The sequence below is a fragment of the Arthrobacter sp. KKT183 genome, assembly GCF_055657625.1.
Genome location: NZ_CM145770.1, coordinates 2,024,308 through 2,038,655 on the forward strand (window position 1 = coordinate 2,024,308; position 14,348 = coordinate 2,038,655).

General features: G+C 62.1%; 13 protein-coding genes and 1 tRNA gene. 8 read left to right on the forward strand and 6 right to left on the reverse strand.

What is annotated here, in order from left to right; genetic code table 11:
* Positions 1-55: 55 nt before the first annotated feature.
* On the forward strand, positions 56-991 hold the full coding sequence (gene cysK / locus ACZ2GY_RS09650; RefSeq protein WP_056546844.1) for a cysteine synthase A: 936 nt from the start codon (positions 56-58) through the stop codon (positions 989-991).
* A 25-nt stretch (positions 992-1,016) separates the two neighbouring features.
* Positions 1,017-1,604, forward strand: coding sequence for a serine O-acetyltransferase EpsC (gene epsC / locus ACZ2GY_RS09655; RefSeq protein WP_056546842.1), 588 nt, complete (start codon positions 1,017-1,019; stop codon positions 1,602-1,604).
* An 80-nt stretch (positions 1,605-1,684) separates the two neighbouring features.
* Here epsC and gndA read toward each other — a convergent pair whose 3' ends face one another.
* From gndA to ACZ2GY_RS09680, 5 genes are all read right to left on the reverse strand, one after another.
* Positions 1,685-3,121, reverse strand: a complete 1,437-nt coding sequence (gndA, locus tag ACZ2GY_RS09660; RefSeq protein WP_277357256.1) for an NADP-dependent phosphogluconate dehydrogenase — start codon at positions 3,119-3,121, stop codon at positions 1,685-1,687.
* 249 nt (positions 3,122-3,370) lie between these two features.
* A tRNA-Val gene (locus ACZ2GY_RS09665) sits at positions 3,371-3,446 on the reverse strand.
* Between the two features lie 77 nt (positions 3,447-3,523).
* Positions 3,524-4,480 carry an NAD-dependent protein deacetylase gene (locus tag ACZ2GY_RS09670; RefSeq protein WP_277357255.1) on the reverse strand — a complete coding sequence of 319 codons (957 nt, stop codon included), beginning with the start codon at positions 4,478-4,480 and terminating at the stop codon, positions 3,524-3,526.
* Positions 4,477-4,965, reverse strand: a complete 489-nt coding sequence (locus ACZ2GY_RS09675; RefSeq protein WP_471671767.1) for a redoxin domain-containing protein — start codon at positions 4,963-4,965, stop codon at positions 4,477-4,479. Before ACZ2GY_RS09675 ends, ACZ2GY_RS09670 begins: the two co-directional genes overlap by 4 nt.
* Complete coding sequence (locus ACZ2GY_RS09680) at positions 4,966-5,385, reverse strand: DUF3052 domain-containing protein (protein WP_056546830.1); 420 nt, start codon at positions 5,383-5,385, stop codon at positions 4,966-4,968.
* A 419-nt stretch (positions 5,386-5,804) separates the two neighbouring features.
* On the opposite strand from ACZ2GY_RS09680, the gene aceE reads away from it, so the two are divergent.
* The 6 genes from aceE to fabF all read left to right on the forward strand — a co-directional run bounded on the left by aceE (position 5,805) and on the right by fabF (position 13,663).
* Positions 5,805-8,549 carry a pyruvate dehydrogenase (acetyl-transferring), homodimeric type gene (aceE, locus tag ACZ2GY_RS09685; protein WP_471671768.1) on the forward strand — a complete coding sequence of 915 codons (2,745 nt, stop codon included), beginning with the start codon at positions 5,805-5,807 and terminating at the stop codon, positions 8,547-8,549.
* A gap of 130 nt (positions 8,550-8,679) precedes the next feature.
* Complete coding sequence (locus tag ACZ2GY_RS09690) at positions 8,680-9,918, forward strand: PucR family transcriptional regulator (RefSeq protein WP_471673581.1); 1,239 nt, start codon at positions 8,680-8,682, stop codon at positions 9,916-9,918.
* Positions 9,919-9,996: 78 nt separating this feature from the next.
* Entirely contained in the window at positions 9,997-10,962 is a 966-nt protein-coding gene (locus ACZ2GY_RS09695; RefSeq protein ID WP_471671769.1) for an ACP S-malonyltransferase, read from the forward strand.
* On the forward strand, positions 10,959-12,014 hold the full coding sequence (locus tag ACZ2GY_RS09700; RefSeq protein ID WP_277357251.1) for a beta-ketoacyl-ACP synthase III: 1,056 nt from the start codon (positions 10,959-10,961) through the stop codon (positions 12,012-12,014). The genes ACZ2GY_RS09695 and ACZ2GY_RS09700 overlap by 4 nt, the downstream gene beginning before the upstream one ends.
* A gap of 76 nt (positions 12,015-12,090) precedes the next feature.
* A complete protein-coding gene (locus tag ACZ2GY_RS09705) occupies positions 12,091-12,336 on the forward strand; it encodes an acyl carrier protein (RefSeq protein ID WP_056548330.1) in 246 nt (81 codons plus the stop codon).
* A gap of 91 nt (positions 12,337-12,427) precedes the next feature.
* Positions 12,428-13,663, forward strand: coding sequence for a beta-ketoacyl-ACP synthase II (gene fabF / locus ACZ2GY_RS09710; RefSeq protein WP_056548327.1), 1,236 nt, complete (start codon positions 12,428-12,430; stop codon positions 13,661-13,663).
* Positions 13,664-13,749: 86 nt separating this feature from the next.
* Here the strand turns inward: fabF and ACZ2GY_RS09715 are convergent, their stop codons facing one another.
* A complete protein-coding gene (locus tag ACZ2GY_RS09715; RefSeq protein WP_056548325.1) occupies positions 13,750-14,253 on the reverse strand; it encodes a DUF3145 domain-containing protein in 504 nt (167 codons plus the stop codon).
* Between the last annotated feature and the right edge of the window lie 95 nt (positions 14,254-14,348).

A 14,348-nucleotide genomic window follows, 5' to 3' on the forward strand; every position in this document is an offset into this window, starting at 1 on the left:
CTAGGCTGAGCACAGTTTTGCTTCAACTCCTTCACCTAACCCAGACAGGAATCTCATGGCACCGATTTACGACGACGTCACCCAGTTGGTAGGACGCACTCCGCTGGTGCGCCTGAACCGCCTGACCGAAGGGCTGGATGCGGAAGTAGCGGTCAAGCTTGAGTTCTATAACCCCGCCAACAGCGTCAAGGACCGCATCGGCGTCGCAATCATCGATGCCGCCGAGAAAGCGGGGGCTTTGAAGCCGGGCGGCACGATCGTCGAGGGCACTTCGGGTAACACAGGTATCGCACTGGCCATGGTGGGCGCTGCCCGCGGCTACAAGGTTGTCCTCACCATGCCGGAGACCATGTCCACCGAGCGCCGGGTGATGCTGCGGGCCTATGGTGCGGAGATCGTTCTCACCCCCGGCTCCGAGGGCATGCGTGGAGCTGTAGATCGCGCGAAGGAAATCGTAGCCGCCAGCGACAATGCCATCTGGGCCCGTCAGTTCGCTAACGAAGCAAACCCGGCAGTTCATCGCGAAACCACTGCCGAGGAAGTGTGGAATGACACCGACGGCAAGGTGGACATCTTCGTCGCCGGAGTCGGGACCGGCGGGACCGTCACCGGCGTCGGGCAGGTACTCAAGGACCGGAAGCCGGGCGTACAGATTGTGGCCGTGGAGCCGGCGGATTCCGCAATCCTCAATGGTGGCGCGCCCGGTCCCCACAAGATCCAGGGGCTTGGGGCCAATTTCGTTCCCGAGATTCTCGATACCTCCATCTACGACGAGGTCATGGATGCCAGCGTCGAAGATTCCGTCCGTGTAGCACGTGCACTGGGTACCCAGGAAGGCATCCTCGGCGGTATCTCCTCCGGAGCCATCGTCTGGGCAGCACTGGAGTTGGCCAAACGTCCTGAAAACGCAGGTAAGCTCATTGTCGCCGTCGTCTGCGATTTCGGAGAGCGCTACATTTCCACCGTACTGTTCGACGACATCCGGGGTTAGTCATTTCTTCAACAGAGGGTGGTTTGTGAGCTTCCTAGCGAGAATGCGAGAAGACCTCGAGGCCGCCCGCGCCCATGATCCGGCAGCCCGAGGGGACGTCGAGAACGGAATCGTGTACTCAGGGCTGCACGCCATCTGGGTACACCGCCTGACGCATCGTATGTGGCGGGTTCCACCGCTACGGTTTCCGGCCCGGATCCTCGCCCAGACGGCCCGGTTCCTGACGGGTATCGAGATACACCCGCAGGCTACTATCGGCCGGCGCTTCTTCATAGACCACGGTATGGGTGTGGTGATCGGCGGCACCGCTGAAATCGGCGACGACGTCATGATGTATCAGGGAGTGACCCTCGGCGGGCGGTCCCTGGAGAAGGTCAAGCGGCACCCAACCATCGGCGACCGCGTCACGATCGGGGCCGGCGCCAAGGTTCTTGGTCCGATCACCATCGGTGCGGGCAGCGCGGTGGGTGCCAACGCCGTCGTTGTGAAGGATACGCCGCCCGACTCCATCATCACCGGCATTCCCGCGACTTTCCGTCACCGGGACTCCGCACGCGAAACGCTGCCTGCGGTGGATCCAGCCGAGTACATTGACCCGGCCCTGTATATCTAGCCAAAGCTGGCGAGAACGACAAATAGCGCCCCGGCGGATCGGATTGTTCCGCTGGGGCGCTATTTCGTGCTTCAGGTTTCCTAGTGTGTGTCGACGGCTTCGACTTCCGAGCGGTCTTCGCCCCAGAGCGTGTGGAATGTGCCCTCAGCGTCCACGCGGTTATAGGTGTGGGCTCCGAAGAGATCGCGGAGGCCCTGGGTGAGTGCGGCAGGCAGTCGTTTGCGGCGGAGGCCATCGTAGTAGGCCAGGGACGAGGAGAACACCGGAACCGGGATGCCCAACTGGACCGCAGTTGCAACGACGCGGCGCCATGCGGGAACCGCACCTGCAATGGATTCAGCGAACGCCGGAGCCAGGAGCAGGTTAGCCGGCCTCTCATCTCCCGCGTAAGCCTTCATGATGTCGTCGAGCAGCTCGGCGCGAATGATGCAACCGGCCCTCCAGAGTGAAGCGATCTCGTCGAGCTTCAGGTCCCAGCCGTACTCCGTTGCAGCCGCTGTCAGCATGTCAATGCCCTGGGCGTAGCTGACCAGCTTCGACGCGTACAGCGCGAGACGAACGTCTTCAACGAAACCCTCGGGCAATTCAACTGTGCCCTCGTGACCCTCAAGAATGCCCTGTGCAAGCTCACGCTGACCCCGCTGTGAGGAGAGGCCGCGTGCGAACACGGATTCCGCGATGCCTGAGGTGGGGCTACCGAGTTCAAGTGCCGAAACGACAGTCCAGCGGCCGGTACCCTTCTGGCCCGCTGAATCGACGACGACGTCGACGAACGGCTTGCCGGTGCGCTCGTCGGTGTGGGCGAGGACTTCAGCCGTGATCTCGATCAGGAAGGACGAGAGTGTTCCGGTGTTCCATTCGCTGAAGATCTTTGCCTGGTCTGCCGGCTCAATCCCAGCAGCAGTGCGAAGGACATCATAGGCCTCGCCAATAACCTGCATGTCGGCATACTCAATGCCGTTGTGCACCATCTTGACGAAGTGCCCGGCGCCGTCGGTGCCGATCCACCGGCAGCACGCCTCGCCGTTGTACTTGGCAGAGATCTTCTCCAGCATGGGACCAAGCGAGTCATAGGACTCACGTGAGCCACCGGGCATGATGGAGGGTCCGAGCAGCGCTCCCTCCTCGCCACCAGAAACACCGACCCCAACGAAGTGAAGATTCTTCTCCGCAAGCGCCGCTTCCCGCCGGCGCGTGTCTTCATAGTGTGAGTTGCCGGCATCAATGATGATGTCCCCCGCTTCCAGCAGCGGTTCGAGCTGCTCGATGACGGAGTCCACCGGAGCGCCCGCCTTTACCATGATGAGCACCCGGCGCGGCTTCTCCAGCGAGTCAACCAGTTCCTGGAGGGACTCCGTCCGGATGAAATCACCCTCGCTTCCGTGCTTCTCAAGCAAAGCATCGGTCTTCTCAACCGAGCGGTTGTGAAGGGCTACGGTGTACCCGTTGCGTGCGAGGTTCCGTGCCAGGTTTGCTCCCATGACGGCAAGGCCGGTCACGCCGATTTGTGCACTCATCAAGTCTCCATCTGCAGGTTGCCCCCGTGGTCAGGGACACATCACTTAGCGACGCCCCTGTGCGCCTTGGCTCTCCCACCCTATTACCGGCGTCATGTTCGAAGCCAGACGGCGCTTCCGCGCTGAGGTAATCCGTCGAAACATTCGTGCATGGAAGCGTCGAGCAAAAAGCACCGGATACGAACAAGAACAGACACGCGAAAAACCCCGCTGCCCAGGCCGCAGGGCCGGGAACAACGGGGTTTTTCTTGGTGGGTCCTACCGGGATCGAACCGATGACATCCACGGTGTAAACGTGGCGCTCTACCAGCTGAGCTAAAGACCCTTGACACGGCGGGGCTGGACTGACCTGTTCTCCACCACGAGGAATTACTGTACCGGATCGACGCTCTGCAATGCCAATCAGCGTCTCGCTGGTCCCACCTCCTCGGTCGTAGCCCCGGGTAAGGCGTCCGCGAGGTACGCCAACGATTCCGAGACGCCGAGTTCAAGCTTCAACGACGCGAAGTCGTCTCCTCGGGTTGCACCCCGGTTGATGATGACAACCGGTTTTGCCTGCTTGGCCGCATGGCGCACAAATCGCAGGCCGCTCATGACTGTCAGTGACGAGCCCGCAACCAGGAGGGCGCCGGCGTCATCCACCATCGCATACGCCCGATCCACGCGATCCTTGGGTACGTTTTCACCGAAGTAGACGAAGTCCGGCTTGAGCATGCCGCCGCACACCGGGCAAGGCGCAACCATGAAGTCGGAGGTGTCGTCAACATCGGCATCTGCATCAGGTGCAACGTCACCGGCGTTGCCGGTGCGCTCGAGGTACCCGGGATTGAGCCGCTCAAGCAGCCCCGCGATGTCCTGGCGGCTGAACAAGGTACGACAGCTCAGACACACCACGCGATCATACGTTCCGTGCAGATCCACAACCTTCGTGCTGCCGGCCGACGAATGCAGCCGGTCCACATTCTGTGTGATCAAGCCGGTCAGCAGCCCCCGCTGCTCCATCCGCACCAGGGCACGGTGGCCGTCGTTCGGGTGCGCCCGACGCAGGTGGTGCCAGCCGATATGGTTACGTGCCCAATAGCGCCGCCTTAGTGCGTCGTCGCCCACGAACTGTTGGTACGTCATGGGATTCCGGGGGACGGAATTCGGTCCACGGTAATCCGGGATACCGGAATCCGTGCTCAAACCTGCGCCAGTCAGAACAGTGAGGCGCAGATGCGCAAGAAGATCAGCCACCCCACGCAGGCTCGTCAGCTGCGAAGCCGTCAGAGAGCTTGCCGCGGCAGGCTCACCCCGGACGAATCCTGTTGTTCCGAATCCTGGGAGCGACGATGCGTGCGGCAGCGGCGAAGATGTCATCGCGGAGATTCTGCGGTGTGTTGGGAAAGACTGAGGAGAGCGGAACGGTAGGTCTCGAAGGCCCGGCCCTCTCCCAGAGGAGCGTCCACGCGCGAATTGATGAGTCCGGCAGGATCGATGAAGAAAGTACTTCGACGCGCATATCCCTCTGACAAATTCAGCACACGATACTGTTCAGCCACCTCACCGTGCGGCCAGAAGTCAGAGAGGAGGTCGAACCCGTATCCCCTCTGCTCTGCGTAAGTGCGCAGGGCATACCGGTGATCGATCGAGACGGCCAGCACTCTCGCGCTGCGGCTCCGGAACTCCCCCAGATTCGCCTGTAGTTCATCCAGTTCATCGGTGCAGACGCGGGAGAACGCGAACGGGTAGAACACCAGCACGACGGCGGTACCGCGCAGCGCGCTCAGACTGACCGGCTCCCCGTGTTGGTTGGGGAGTTCAAACCCCGGAGCAAGGTGGCCGGGCGCCGGCTGAATTGTCACCTACTGTTTGCGACGGGCCACTAGCCGGGTTGCCGCCCAGTCCCGGGAGACTCCGGCTGAAGACGTGGCATGAAGTCCGGCAGTAGGCGCTGCCTCCTGGATTTCAGACGGCGGGACATACCCGTCCCGGCCCGACTTCGGTGTCAGCAGCCAGACCACGCCGCCATCATCGAGCGAAGTCAGTGAATCCACCAGCGCATCCACCAGATCGCCGTCATCAGTACGCCACCATAGGACTACGCCGTCGACAACATCCTGATCGTCCTCCGTCAGCAGTTCCGATCCGATCTCATCTTCCAGATCCGCACGGAAGTCGAAATCAACATCCTCGTCGTACCCAAGTTCCTGAACAAGGTCGCCGTCCTTGAAACCCAGTTTGCCCGCCACGCTTCCTGCTGTGGCGGCTTCGGCCTCGCTCACTTTTTTCCTTCCGAAAGGCTGCGATTGTCACTGCGATTGTCTCGGTGGTGCCTCTGGCCCCGGATCCACAGTACGTTGATATGCATTATTACCAGCCAACACCCTTAAGCGCCACGCTTCAACCCGCGCTTTCCGCGCCGCCAGCACAACGACGACGGCCCGTCCGCCCGCGCCCGGACCTTCGCCAGCCGGAAACAGCCGGTGAGCAGAGGAAAGAGAGGGGTGTTCGGTGAGGGCGTAACCTGGCCCCACCGGTACCCGTTCAGCTACGCATCAAACAGCCCGCGGGGCTAGAGTGTCACAGTGAATCCATAGGTGCGGCGAACGCCGACCGGATTCTGACCGCTTCGACGAGCAACGGCCCGAAGCACGAAGTCGTAGACGTCGCAGACATAATCTGCGGATTGGGAGGGTTTGGCATGGTTGCTGATCAGGGGATTGTGGGTTCGGGTGTTGGTGGGGATTCGGATCCTGAGGAGACGGCTGAGTGGATTGAGTCCTTTGATCAGTTGATTGATCAGCGTGGTTCTGATCGTGCCCGTGATGTTTTGGGGCGTTTGCTGGCGCGTGCTGGTGGCCGGTCGGTGGGTCTTCCCAGTGTTGTGACTACTGATTATGTGAACTCGATTCCGGTCGATGAGGAGCCTGAGTTCCCTGGGGATGAGGAGATCGAGCGGAAGTACCGGGCGTGGATGCGGTGGAATGCTGCGGTGATGGTGCATCGGGCGCAGCGTCCGGAGATCGGTGTGGGTGGCCATATTTCCACGTATGCGGGTGCGGCGACCCTGTATGAGGTGGGGTTCAATCATTTCTTCAAGGGTAAGGACCACCCCAGTGGTGGAGATCAGGTGTTCTTCCAGGGCCACGCGTCGCCGGGGATGTATGCGCGGGCGTTCCTGGAGGGCCGGCTGACCGAGGAGGATCTGGACGGGTTCCGGCAGGAGAAGTCCAGGGCCGGTCATGCGTTGTCCTCGTATCCGCACCCCAGGTTGATGCCGGAGTTCTGGGAGTTCCCGACGGTGTCGATGGGGATCGGGCCGATGAACGCGATCTATCAGGCGCAGTCCAACCGGTATCTGCAGAACCGCGGGTTGAAAGACACCAGTGATCAGCAGGTGTGGGCGTTCCTGGGGGACGGGGAGATGGATGAGCCCGAATCGCGTGGGTTGTTGCAGTTGGCGGCCAATGAGAATCTGGACAACCTGAACTTCGTGATCAACTGCAACCTGCAGCGCCTGGACGGGCCGGTGCGTGGTAACGGGAAGATCATGCAGGAACTCGAGGCGTTTTTCCGCGGTGCCGGGTGGAACGTGATCAAGGTGGTGTGGGGCCGGGAGTGGGATGACCTGCTCGCCAAAGACACCACCGGGGATCTGGTGAAGATCATGAACGAGACCGCTGACGGGGATTACCAGACCTACAAGGCAGAATCCGGTGGGTTTGTGCGCGATCACTTCTTCGGGAAGACCCCGGCCACGAAGGATCTCGTGGCGGATATGGATGATGCGCAGGTGTGGGGACTCAAGCGCGGCGGGCATGATTACCGGAAGGTGTACGCGGCGTACAAGGCCGCCACCGAGTTCAAGGGCAAACCGACCGTGATTCTGGCCAAAACGGTCAAGGGATACGGGTTGGGTTCACACTTCGAGGGCCGTAACGCGACCCACCAGATGAAGAAACTCACCCTTCAGGACCTCAAGGACTTCCGCGACCACCTGCGCATCCCCATCCCCGACGAAGCACTCGAAGCCGACCTCTACAACGCGCCCTACTACCACCCCGGACCCGACTCCCCCGAAATCAAATACCTCCACGAACGCCGCAAGGCCCTCGGAGGGTACCTACCGGAACGCCGTACCAAGCATTCAGAGGTCGCCCTCCCGGGAGACAAGACCTATGAAGTGGCCAAGCGCGGCTCGGGGAAGCAGCAGGCCGCCACCACGATGGCCTTCGTCCGCCTCCTCAAGGACCTCATGCGGGACAAGGAGTTCGGCAAGCGGGTGGTGCCAATCATTCCGGACGAGGCCCGGACGTTCGGCATCGATGCCTTTTTCCCGACAGCGAAGATCTACAACCCCAAGGGCCAGAACTACCTCTCGGTAGACCGCGACCTGGTCCTCGCGTACAAGGAATCGATTCAAGGCCAAATCCTCCACGCCGGCATCAATGAAGCCGGATCAGTTGCTGCGTTCACCGCGGCTGGCACGGCGTACGCCACGCAGGGCGAGCCGCTGATTCCGATCTACGTGTTCTACTCGATGTTCGGATTCCAGCGCACGGGAGATTCCTTCTGGGCAGCCGGTGACCAGATGACCCGCGGGTTCATCATCGGCGCCACCGCAGGCCGTACCACCCTCACCGGCGAAGGCCTCCAACACGCCGACGGACACTCACCCATCCTTGCCTCCACCAACCCCGCCGTCATCACCTACGACCCGGCCTACGGATACGAGATCGGACACATTGTCCACGATGGCCTCGAGCGGATGTACGGTAACGGCAACGCAGTCTCCGGGGCCGATCCCAACGTCATGTACTACCTCACTGTCTACAACGAGCCCATCATCCAGCCGGTAGAGCCGGAGAACCTCGATGTGGACGGGCTGCTCCGCGGCATCTATAAGCTCAAGGACGGGCATTCCGCGGAGAATACTCCGAGGTCACAGATCCTGGCCTCCGGCGTGGCCGTCCCGTGGGCGCTCGAGGCGCAGCGCATTCTTGCCGAGGAGTGGAATGTCTCCGCCGATGTGTGGTCGGTGACCTCGTGGACGGAGCTGCGGCGTGACGCACTCGCCGCCGAGGAGGAGGCGTTCCTCAACCCCGATGCAGAGGCCCGCGTTCCCTTCGTCACCAAGCGGCTCGGCGACGCACCCGGACCGATCGTGGCCGTCACCGACTACATGAAGGCTGTTCCGGATCAAATCCGCCAGTTCCTGCCGCAGGACTTCGCCACACTCGGAGCGGACGGGTTCGGCTTTTCAGACACACGCGCCGCAGCCAGGCGGTACTTCAAGATCGACTCCCACTCCGTCGTCGTACGCACTCTTGAGCTCCTCGCGAAGCGGGGAGAGGTAGACGCAGACGCTCCGCGCCAGGCAATCGAGAAGTACGCGCTCCTCGACGTCAACGCGGGAACAACGGGCAACGCGGGCGGAGACTCCTAACCCTTTCTGTTCGAGCAGGGTCCGCCGGCATCCATGTGAGCCCGGCGGATCCTGCTCGTATTTTTAAGCCGTTCCTTTGTAGCCTTCGTACAAAATGGAGCCTTGGGTGGCAGAGCCGTATGCTCGTTCAATGGCATCGCCCACTCCGCCGCGCGGAACATCCCTGCCCATTCCGGATCCGGCGACGGTAGACCGGCTGCGGACACAGATCGGCGCGCTTTCGACGGCCACCCTGAAACAATTGGATTCTTCCCTTCCCTGGTACCGCAATCTGCGTCCCGACGAGCGGTCCGCGCTTGGCCTGGTCGCCCAGAAGGGCATCGCATCCTTCGTCAACTGGTATCAGAAGCCGGTCTCCCCTGCCTGGGTCCTCAGTGATGTATTCGGGACTGCCCCCACCGAACTCACGCGTTCCATCAGTCTCCAGAAAGCTCTCCAGCTCATTCGCGTCGTCGTGCAGGTAGTGGAGGATCAGGTTCCTGACCTTGCCGCGGACGCCGACCAGTGGCCGCTTCGGGAGGCCGTGCTCAGGTACTCCCGAGAGGTCGCTTTTGCGGCAGCCGATGTCTATGCCCGGGCGGCCGAAACGCGCGGTTCATGGGATACGCGGCTTGAAGCGTTGGTGGTGGACGCCATTCTGCGGGGAGAAAGCTCCGACGCACTGCGCTCCCGGATCGCTGCGGTGGGCTGGAAGTCCCAGGCACCGATCACGGTCATGGTTGGCAGCTCTCCCGCTGAACCGAACGCCATGTTCCTTAATGAGCTACGCCGCACAACAGGCCGGCTGGCGGAAGACACCCTGGTAGGTATCCAGGGGGATCGCCTCATCCTTGTCCTCGGAGGCGTCCAGGACCGCGATAACTCCTATTCCAGGCTGAGCGAGCTTTTCGGACCGGGCCCAGTAGTCTATGGGCCTGAATCAGCTTCCCTCGTTGCCGCCAGCGGTTCCGCCCAGGCCGCCTTCGCGGGGCTCACGGCCGCGCGCGCGTGGCCGTCGGCCCCACGTCCGGTAGCTGCCGACGATCTATGGCCGGAACGCGTCATTTCCGGCGACGAAACGGCCCGCAAGGCGCTGCTGCGAAACATCTACCGCCCTCTTGCCAGTGCGCAGAACGGTCTTGAGGAGACGCTCTCGGCGTACATCGCCCTCGGACATTCCCTGGAAGCTACCTCCCGCGAACTGTTCGTCCATGCCAATACGGTGCGTTACCGCCTGCGGCGCGTGTGCGACATCACGGGGTGGGATCCGCTGCTTCCACGCGAGGCTTTTGTTCTCCAGACGGCCCTCGTCATCGGCCGTCTCTCTCCGCCGCCAAGAGGTGCAGCGGAGCGTCCGTCGACACGAATGGATCGGTCGGCATCGTTGTAGACTTCCTACAAAGTGGCTCGGGGAGCTTCGTGCACCCGAACACCCTGCTTCTGACCGCCCATTTGGAAAGCTTGATACGTGCTTGCAATTCTCTGCCCTGGACAAGGCTCCCAGTCCCCCGGATTCCTCAATCCCTGGCTTGATCTCCCGGGTGTACGCGAGCATCTGGCGGCTCTCAGCGAATCCGCCGGTGTCGACCTGGTGCGGCACGGCACTGTTTCTGACGAAGAAGCCATCCGGGATACGGCAGTGGCACAACCGCTCATCGTTGCTGCTGGCCTGGTCGCTGTCCGTGTGCTTCTCGGTACTACACCGTTGACCTCCGCCACAGTCGTGGCCGGGCACTCGGTGGGTGAATTGACCGCCTCCGCCGTCGCGGGCGCACTGACCGAGCAGGACGCAGTCGCGCTGGTACGCACCCGTGCGCAATCAATGGCGGCGGCAGCCGCCGCCACGCCGACCGGTATGAGCGCTGTTCTGGGCGGGGAGCCCGCCGATGTCGCTGACACTTTGCAACGGCACGGACTTACCGCTGCGAACGCCAATGGCGGCGGCCAGATTGTTGCGGCCGGCACACTCGATCAGCTGGCTTCACTTGCTGCCGACCCGCCACAGAGAGCGCGCGTTATCCCACTCAAGGTGGCGGGTGCCTTCCATACCCACCACATGGCTCCCGCGGTAGAAGCCCTTGAAGCTCTTCGGCCCTCACTTTCACCCACGGCTCCCCTCGCCACGCTACTTTCCAACTACGACGGCGAACCAGTCGCCTCCGGGGAGCTGAACCTTGATAGCCTGATCGCGCAGATCTCCCGTCCCGTTCGATGGGACCTGTGCATGCAGCGGCTTCAGGACATGGGCGTCTCGGGAGTGCTTGAGCTTCCGCCCGCGGGTACGCTGACAGGGCTGGCGAAACGCGGGATGCGCGGCACAGCCAGCCTCGCAGTCAAAACGCCTGAGGACATCGACAACGCGCGGGACTTTATGGAAGAGCATTCGCGCACCGCTCCCCCGGCGGACGCCCCCATCGTCAAAGGAAACGCGTGACTACACCTACCCTCAAACAGTCCACACTGCGCGAGCACACCCGCATTCACGGCCTGGGCATCTACCGTCCCGAGGTAATTGTCACAAACGAGGACATCTGCCAGTGGATCGATTCGTCCGACGAATGGATCCGTCAACGAACGGGGATCGTCACGCGTCACCGGGCTGACAAGGACACCAGTGTCATCGATATGGGAGAAGCAGCAGCGCGGGCCGCTCTCACGGATGCAGGTATCGAAGCCTCGCAGCTGGGCGCTGTGCTGGTCTCGACCGTCACACATCCGTACGCAACCCCGTCCGCAGCCGCGCAACTGGCTGACCGCCTGGGGGCTACCCCTGCGCCGGCGTATGACATCTCGGCGGCCTGCGCCGGTTACTGCTACGGCATTGCCCAGGCCGATGCTCTGGTGCACGCGGGAACTGCCGATTACGTACTCGTGGTTGGCGTGGAGAAGCTCTCCGATTTCATTGACAACACGGAACGCACTATTTCCTTCCTGCTTGGTGATGGAGCCGGAGCAGTTGTCATTGGTCCCTCGGACTCGCCCGGCATCGGCCCTTCTGTATGGGGCTCGGACGGCAGCAAGCACGAATCGATTCGTATGACGCATTCGCTGCTCGATGTGCGTGAACTCTCTTCTGCGGCGCTTTCGGGCGGCCCGGAAGCGCTGGCCTCAGCCGCGGAATCCGCAATCTGGCCCACCATGCGCCAGGACGGCCCGACCGTTTTCCGGTGGGCGGTCTGGGAAATGGCGAAAGTGGCGCAGCAGGCGCTCGACGCCGCCGGAATCCGAGCAGAGGACCTCGTTGCCTTCGTCCCGCACCAGGCGAACATCCGGATCATTGACGAGATGGTGAAACAGTTGGGACTGCCCGAGCATGTGGCTGTCGCTCGGGATATTGTCGATGCCGGCAACACCTCCGCTGCTTCGATTCCCCTTGCAATGCATCGCCTGTTGTCCGAGAACCCAGACCTTAGCGGAGGTCTTGCCCTGCAGATTGGGTTCGGGGCCGGGCTCGTCTTTGGAGCCCAGGTGGTTGTGCTCCCGTAGTTTTCCACTTCAGCCCGCACCGTGCGGTCTGATCGAATCGATCCGGATACACCGGACTCAAAGAAAAGGAGCCATCATGGCTAGCAACGAAGAGATCCTCGCAGGACTGGCAGAAATCGTCAACGAAGAGACCGGTTTGGCGCCCGAGTCCGTGGAGACGGACAAGTCCTTCACCGACGACCTGGACATTGACTCAATTTCCATGATGACCATCGTTGTCAACGCCGAGGAGAAGTTCGGCGTGCGCATTCCGGACGAGGAAGTCAAGAACCTCAAGACCGTCGGCGATGCAGTGAATTTCATCGCCAACGCACAGTCCTAGTGGCGTGCGGCGGTGGCTTCCTGAAGTCGCCATCGCCGCCTCATCAGGCACATTTTCCACACGGAAACAACGACGCATCAGAGAGTGAACCATGGCACGCAAAGTAGTCATCACCGGCTTGGGCGCCACCACCCCCATCGGCGGCGATGTTCCCACCATGTGGGCAAACGCGCTGAAGGGCGTCTCCGGCGCGCGCACCATCGAGGCCGACTGGGTCGCCGAGTACGAGCTACCGGTCACTTTCGCCGCCCAGGTTTCGACTCCGGCAAGCGAAGTCCTTTCCCGCGTGGAGGCCAAGCGAATGGACCCCTCCACCCAGTTCGCGGTCATTGCTGCGCGTGAAGCATGGCGCGACTCCGGGATCGAAGAGGTTGACCACGATCGCTTCGCCGTGGCTTTCGCTACCGGAATCGGAGGCGTGTGGACCCTCCTGGATGCTTGGGATACCCTCCGGGCCAAGGGACCGCGGCGAGTCCTGCCGATGACGGTTCCCATGCTCATGCCCAACGGCCCGGCAGCAGCAGTGAGTCTTGATTTGGGGGCCCGCGCGGGGGCACATACTCCCGTGTCCGCGTGCGCATCCGGAACCGAAGCCCTTCATCAGGGACTTGAACTGATCCGGTCCGGAAAAGCCGACGTGGTCATGTGCGGTGGCGCGGAAGCCGCTATCCACCCGATGCCGATTGCGGCGTTTGCTTCCATGCAGGCTCTGTCTCGCCGCAATGATGATCCCGAGCACGCCTCCCGCCCCTATGATGTGGACCGCGACGGCTTTGTCATGGGCGAGGGCGCAGGAGCATTGCTACTCGAGGCGGAGGAGCATGCTCTTGCGCGCGGCGCAAAAATCTATGGGGAACTGGCGGGAACATCCGTCACCGCGGATGCGTATCACATCACTGCGCCGGATCCCGGGGGGCTCGGTGCTACCCGGGCTCTGAAGGCAGCGATGTTCGACGCGCGTGTTCAGCCGTCCGATATTGTGCATGTCAATGCACACGCCACATCCACGCCTGTCGGGGACCAGCCGGAGTATGTCGCCCTCAAGACCGCGCTGGGCAACCAGGTGGAGTCAGTGGCTGTTTCGGCTACCAAGTCGCAGACAGGGCACCTGCTTGGAGCATCCGGTGCTGTTGAGGCGGTTATGACCGTGCTCGCCGTCTATGAGCGACGGGCACCGGTTACCATCAACCTCGAGAACCAGGACCCGCAGATTCCGCTGGACGTGGTCACCTCCGCACGCGATCTGCCCTCGGGTGATGTCGTGGCGCTCAGCAACTCCTTTGGTTTCGGCGGCCACAATGCGGTCATCGTGGTGAAGAACGTCTAACCTGCGGGAAGTGACGCAGAGCAGGAATGCGGCCCGGGTACCAACTGGTACCCGGGCCGCATTGCCTCGAAGCGCAAGCGAATCAGTTAGCCGACTTGATGCAGCCAGCGGACTGGAGCTCCCTCTCCGGCATGCCGGAACGGTTCCAGTTCCTCATCCCATGATTCACCCAGTGCAAGCGAAAGTTCGTGGTAGACGGCCGCCGGATCACCGGCACCAGCCTCGTATGCATACCTGATGCGATCTTCGGTGACCATGACATTGCCGTGGACATCGGTGGTCGCGTGGAAGATGCCCAACTCCGGGGTATGCGACCAGCGGCCGCCGTCAGCGCCGGCGCTCTGCTCTTCGGTTACCTCGTAACGGAGGTGCGCCCACCCCCGCAGGGCAGAAGCCAGCTTAGCCCCGGACCCTTGCGCCGCAACCCAGGAGAGTTCCGCGCGGAACATTCCGGGCGCAGCAGGCTGCGGAGACCACTGCAAATCCACGCGCTGGTCAATGACCGATCCGACGGCCCACTCGATATGAGGGCACAACGCAGAAGGGGCTGAGTGTAGATACAAAACACCGCGCGCCATCACAACAGACATTCCATCCTCCATAGCTGTAGGTACGTCTTCCCCAACGACCTTCAGTTACAGGTGGTAGCGCCTGAGTTGCAGCGTGGCGATGATTTTCAGTGACG

Coding starts and splice junctions, on each gene's coding strand:
- cysK (WP_056546844.1), top strand. CDS start 56: ATGGCACCGATTTACGACGACGTCACCCAGTTGGTAGGACGCACTCCG.
- gndA (WP_277357256.1), bottom strand. CDS start 3,121: ATGAGTGCACAAATCGGCGTGACCGGCCTTGCCGTCATGGGAGCAAAC.
- ACZ2GY_RS09670 (WP_277357255.1), bottom strand. CDS start 4,480: ATGACATCTTCGCCGCTGCCGCACGCATCGTCGCTCCCAGGATTCGGA.
- aceE (WP_471671768.1), top strand. CDS start 5,805: ATGGTTGCTGATCAGGGGATTGTGGGTTCGGGTGTTGGTGGGGATTCG.
- ACZ2GY_RS09690 (WP_471673581.1), top strand. CDS start 8,680: ATGGCATCGCCCACTCCGCCGCGCGGAACATCCCTGCCCATTCCGGAT.
- ACZ2GY_RS09705 (WP_056548330.1), top strand. CDS start 12,091: ATGGCTAGCAACGAAGAGATCCTCGCAGGACTGGCAGAAATCGTCAAC.
- fabF (WP_056548327.1), top strand. CDS start 12,428: ATGGCACGCAAAGTAGTCATCACCGGCTTGGGCGCCACCACCCCCATC.
- ACZ2GY_RS09715 (WP_056548325.1), bottom strand. CDS start 14,253: ATGTCTGTTGTGATGGCGCGCGGTGTTTTGTATCTACACTCAGCCCCT.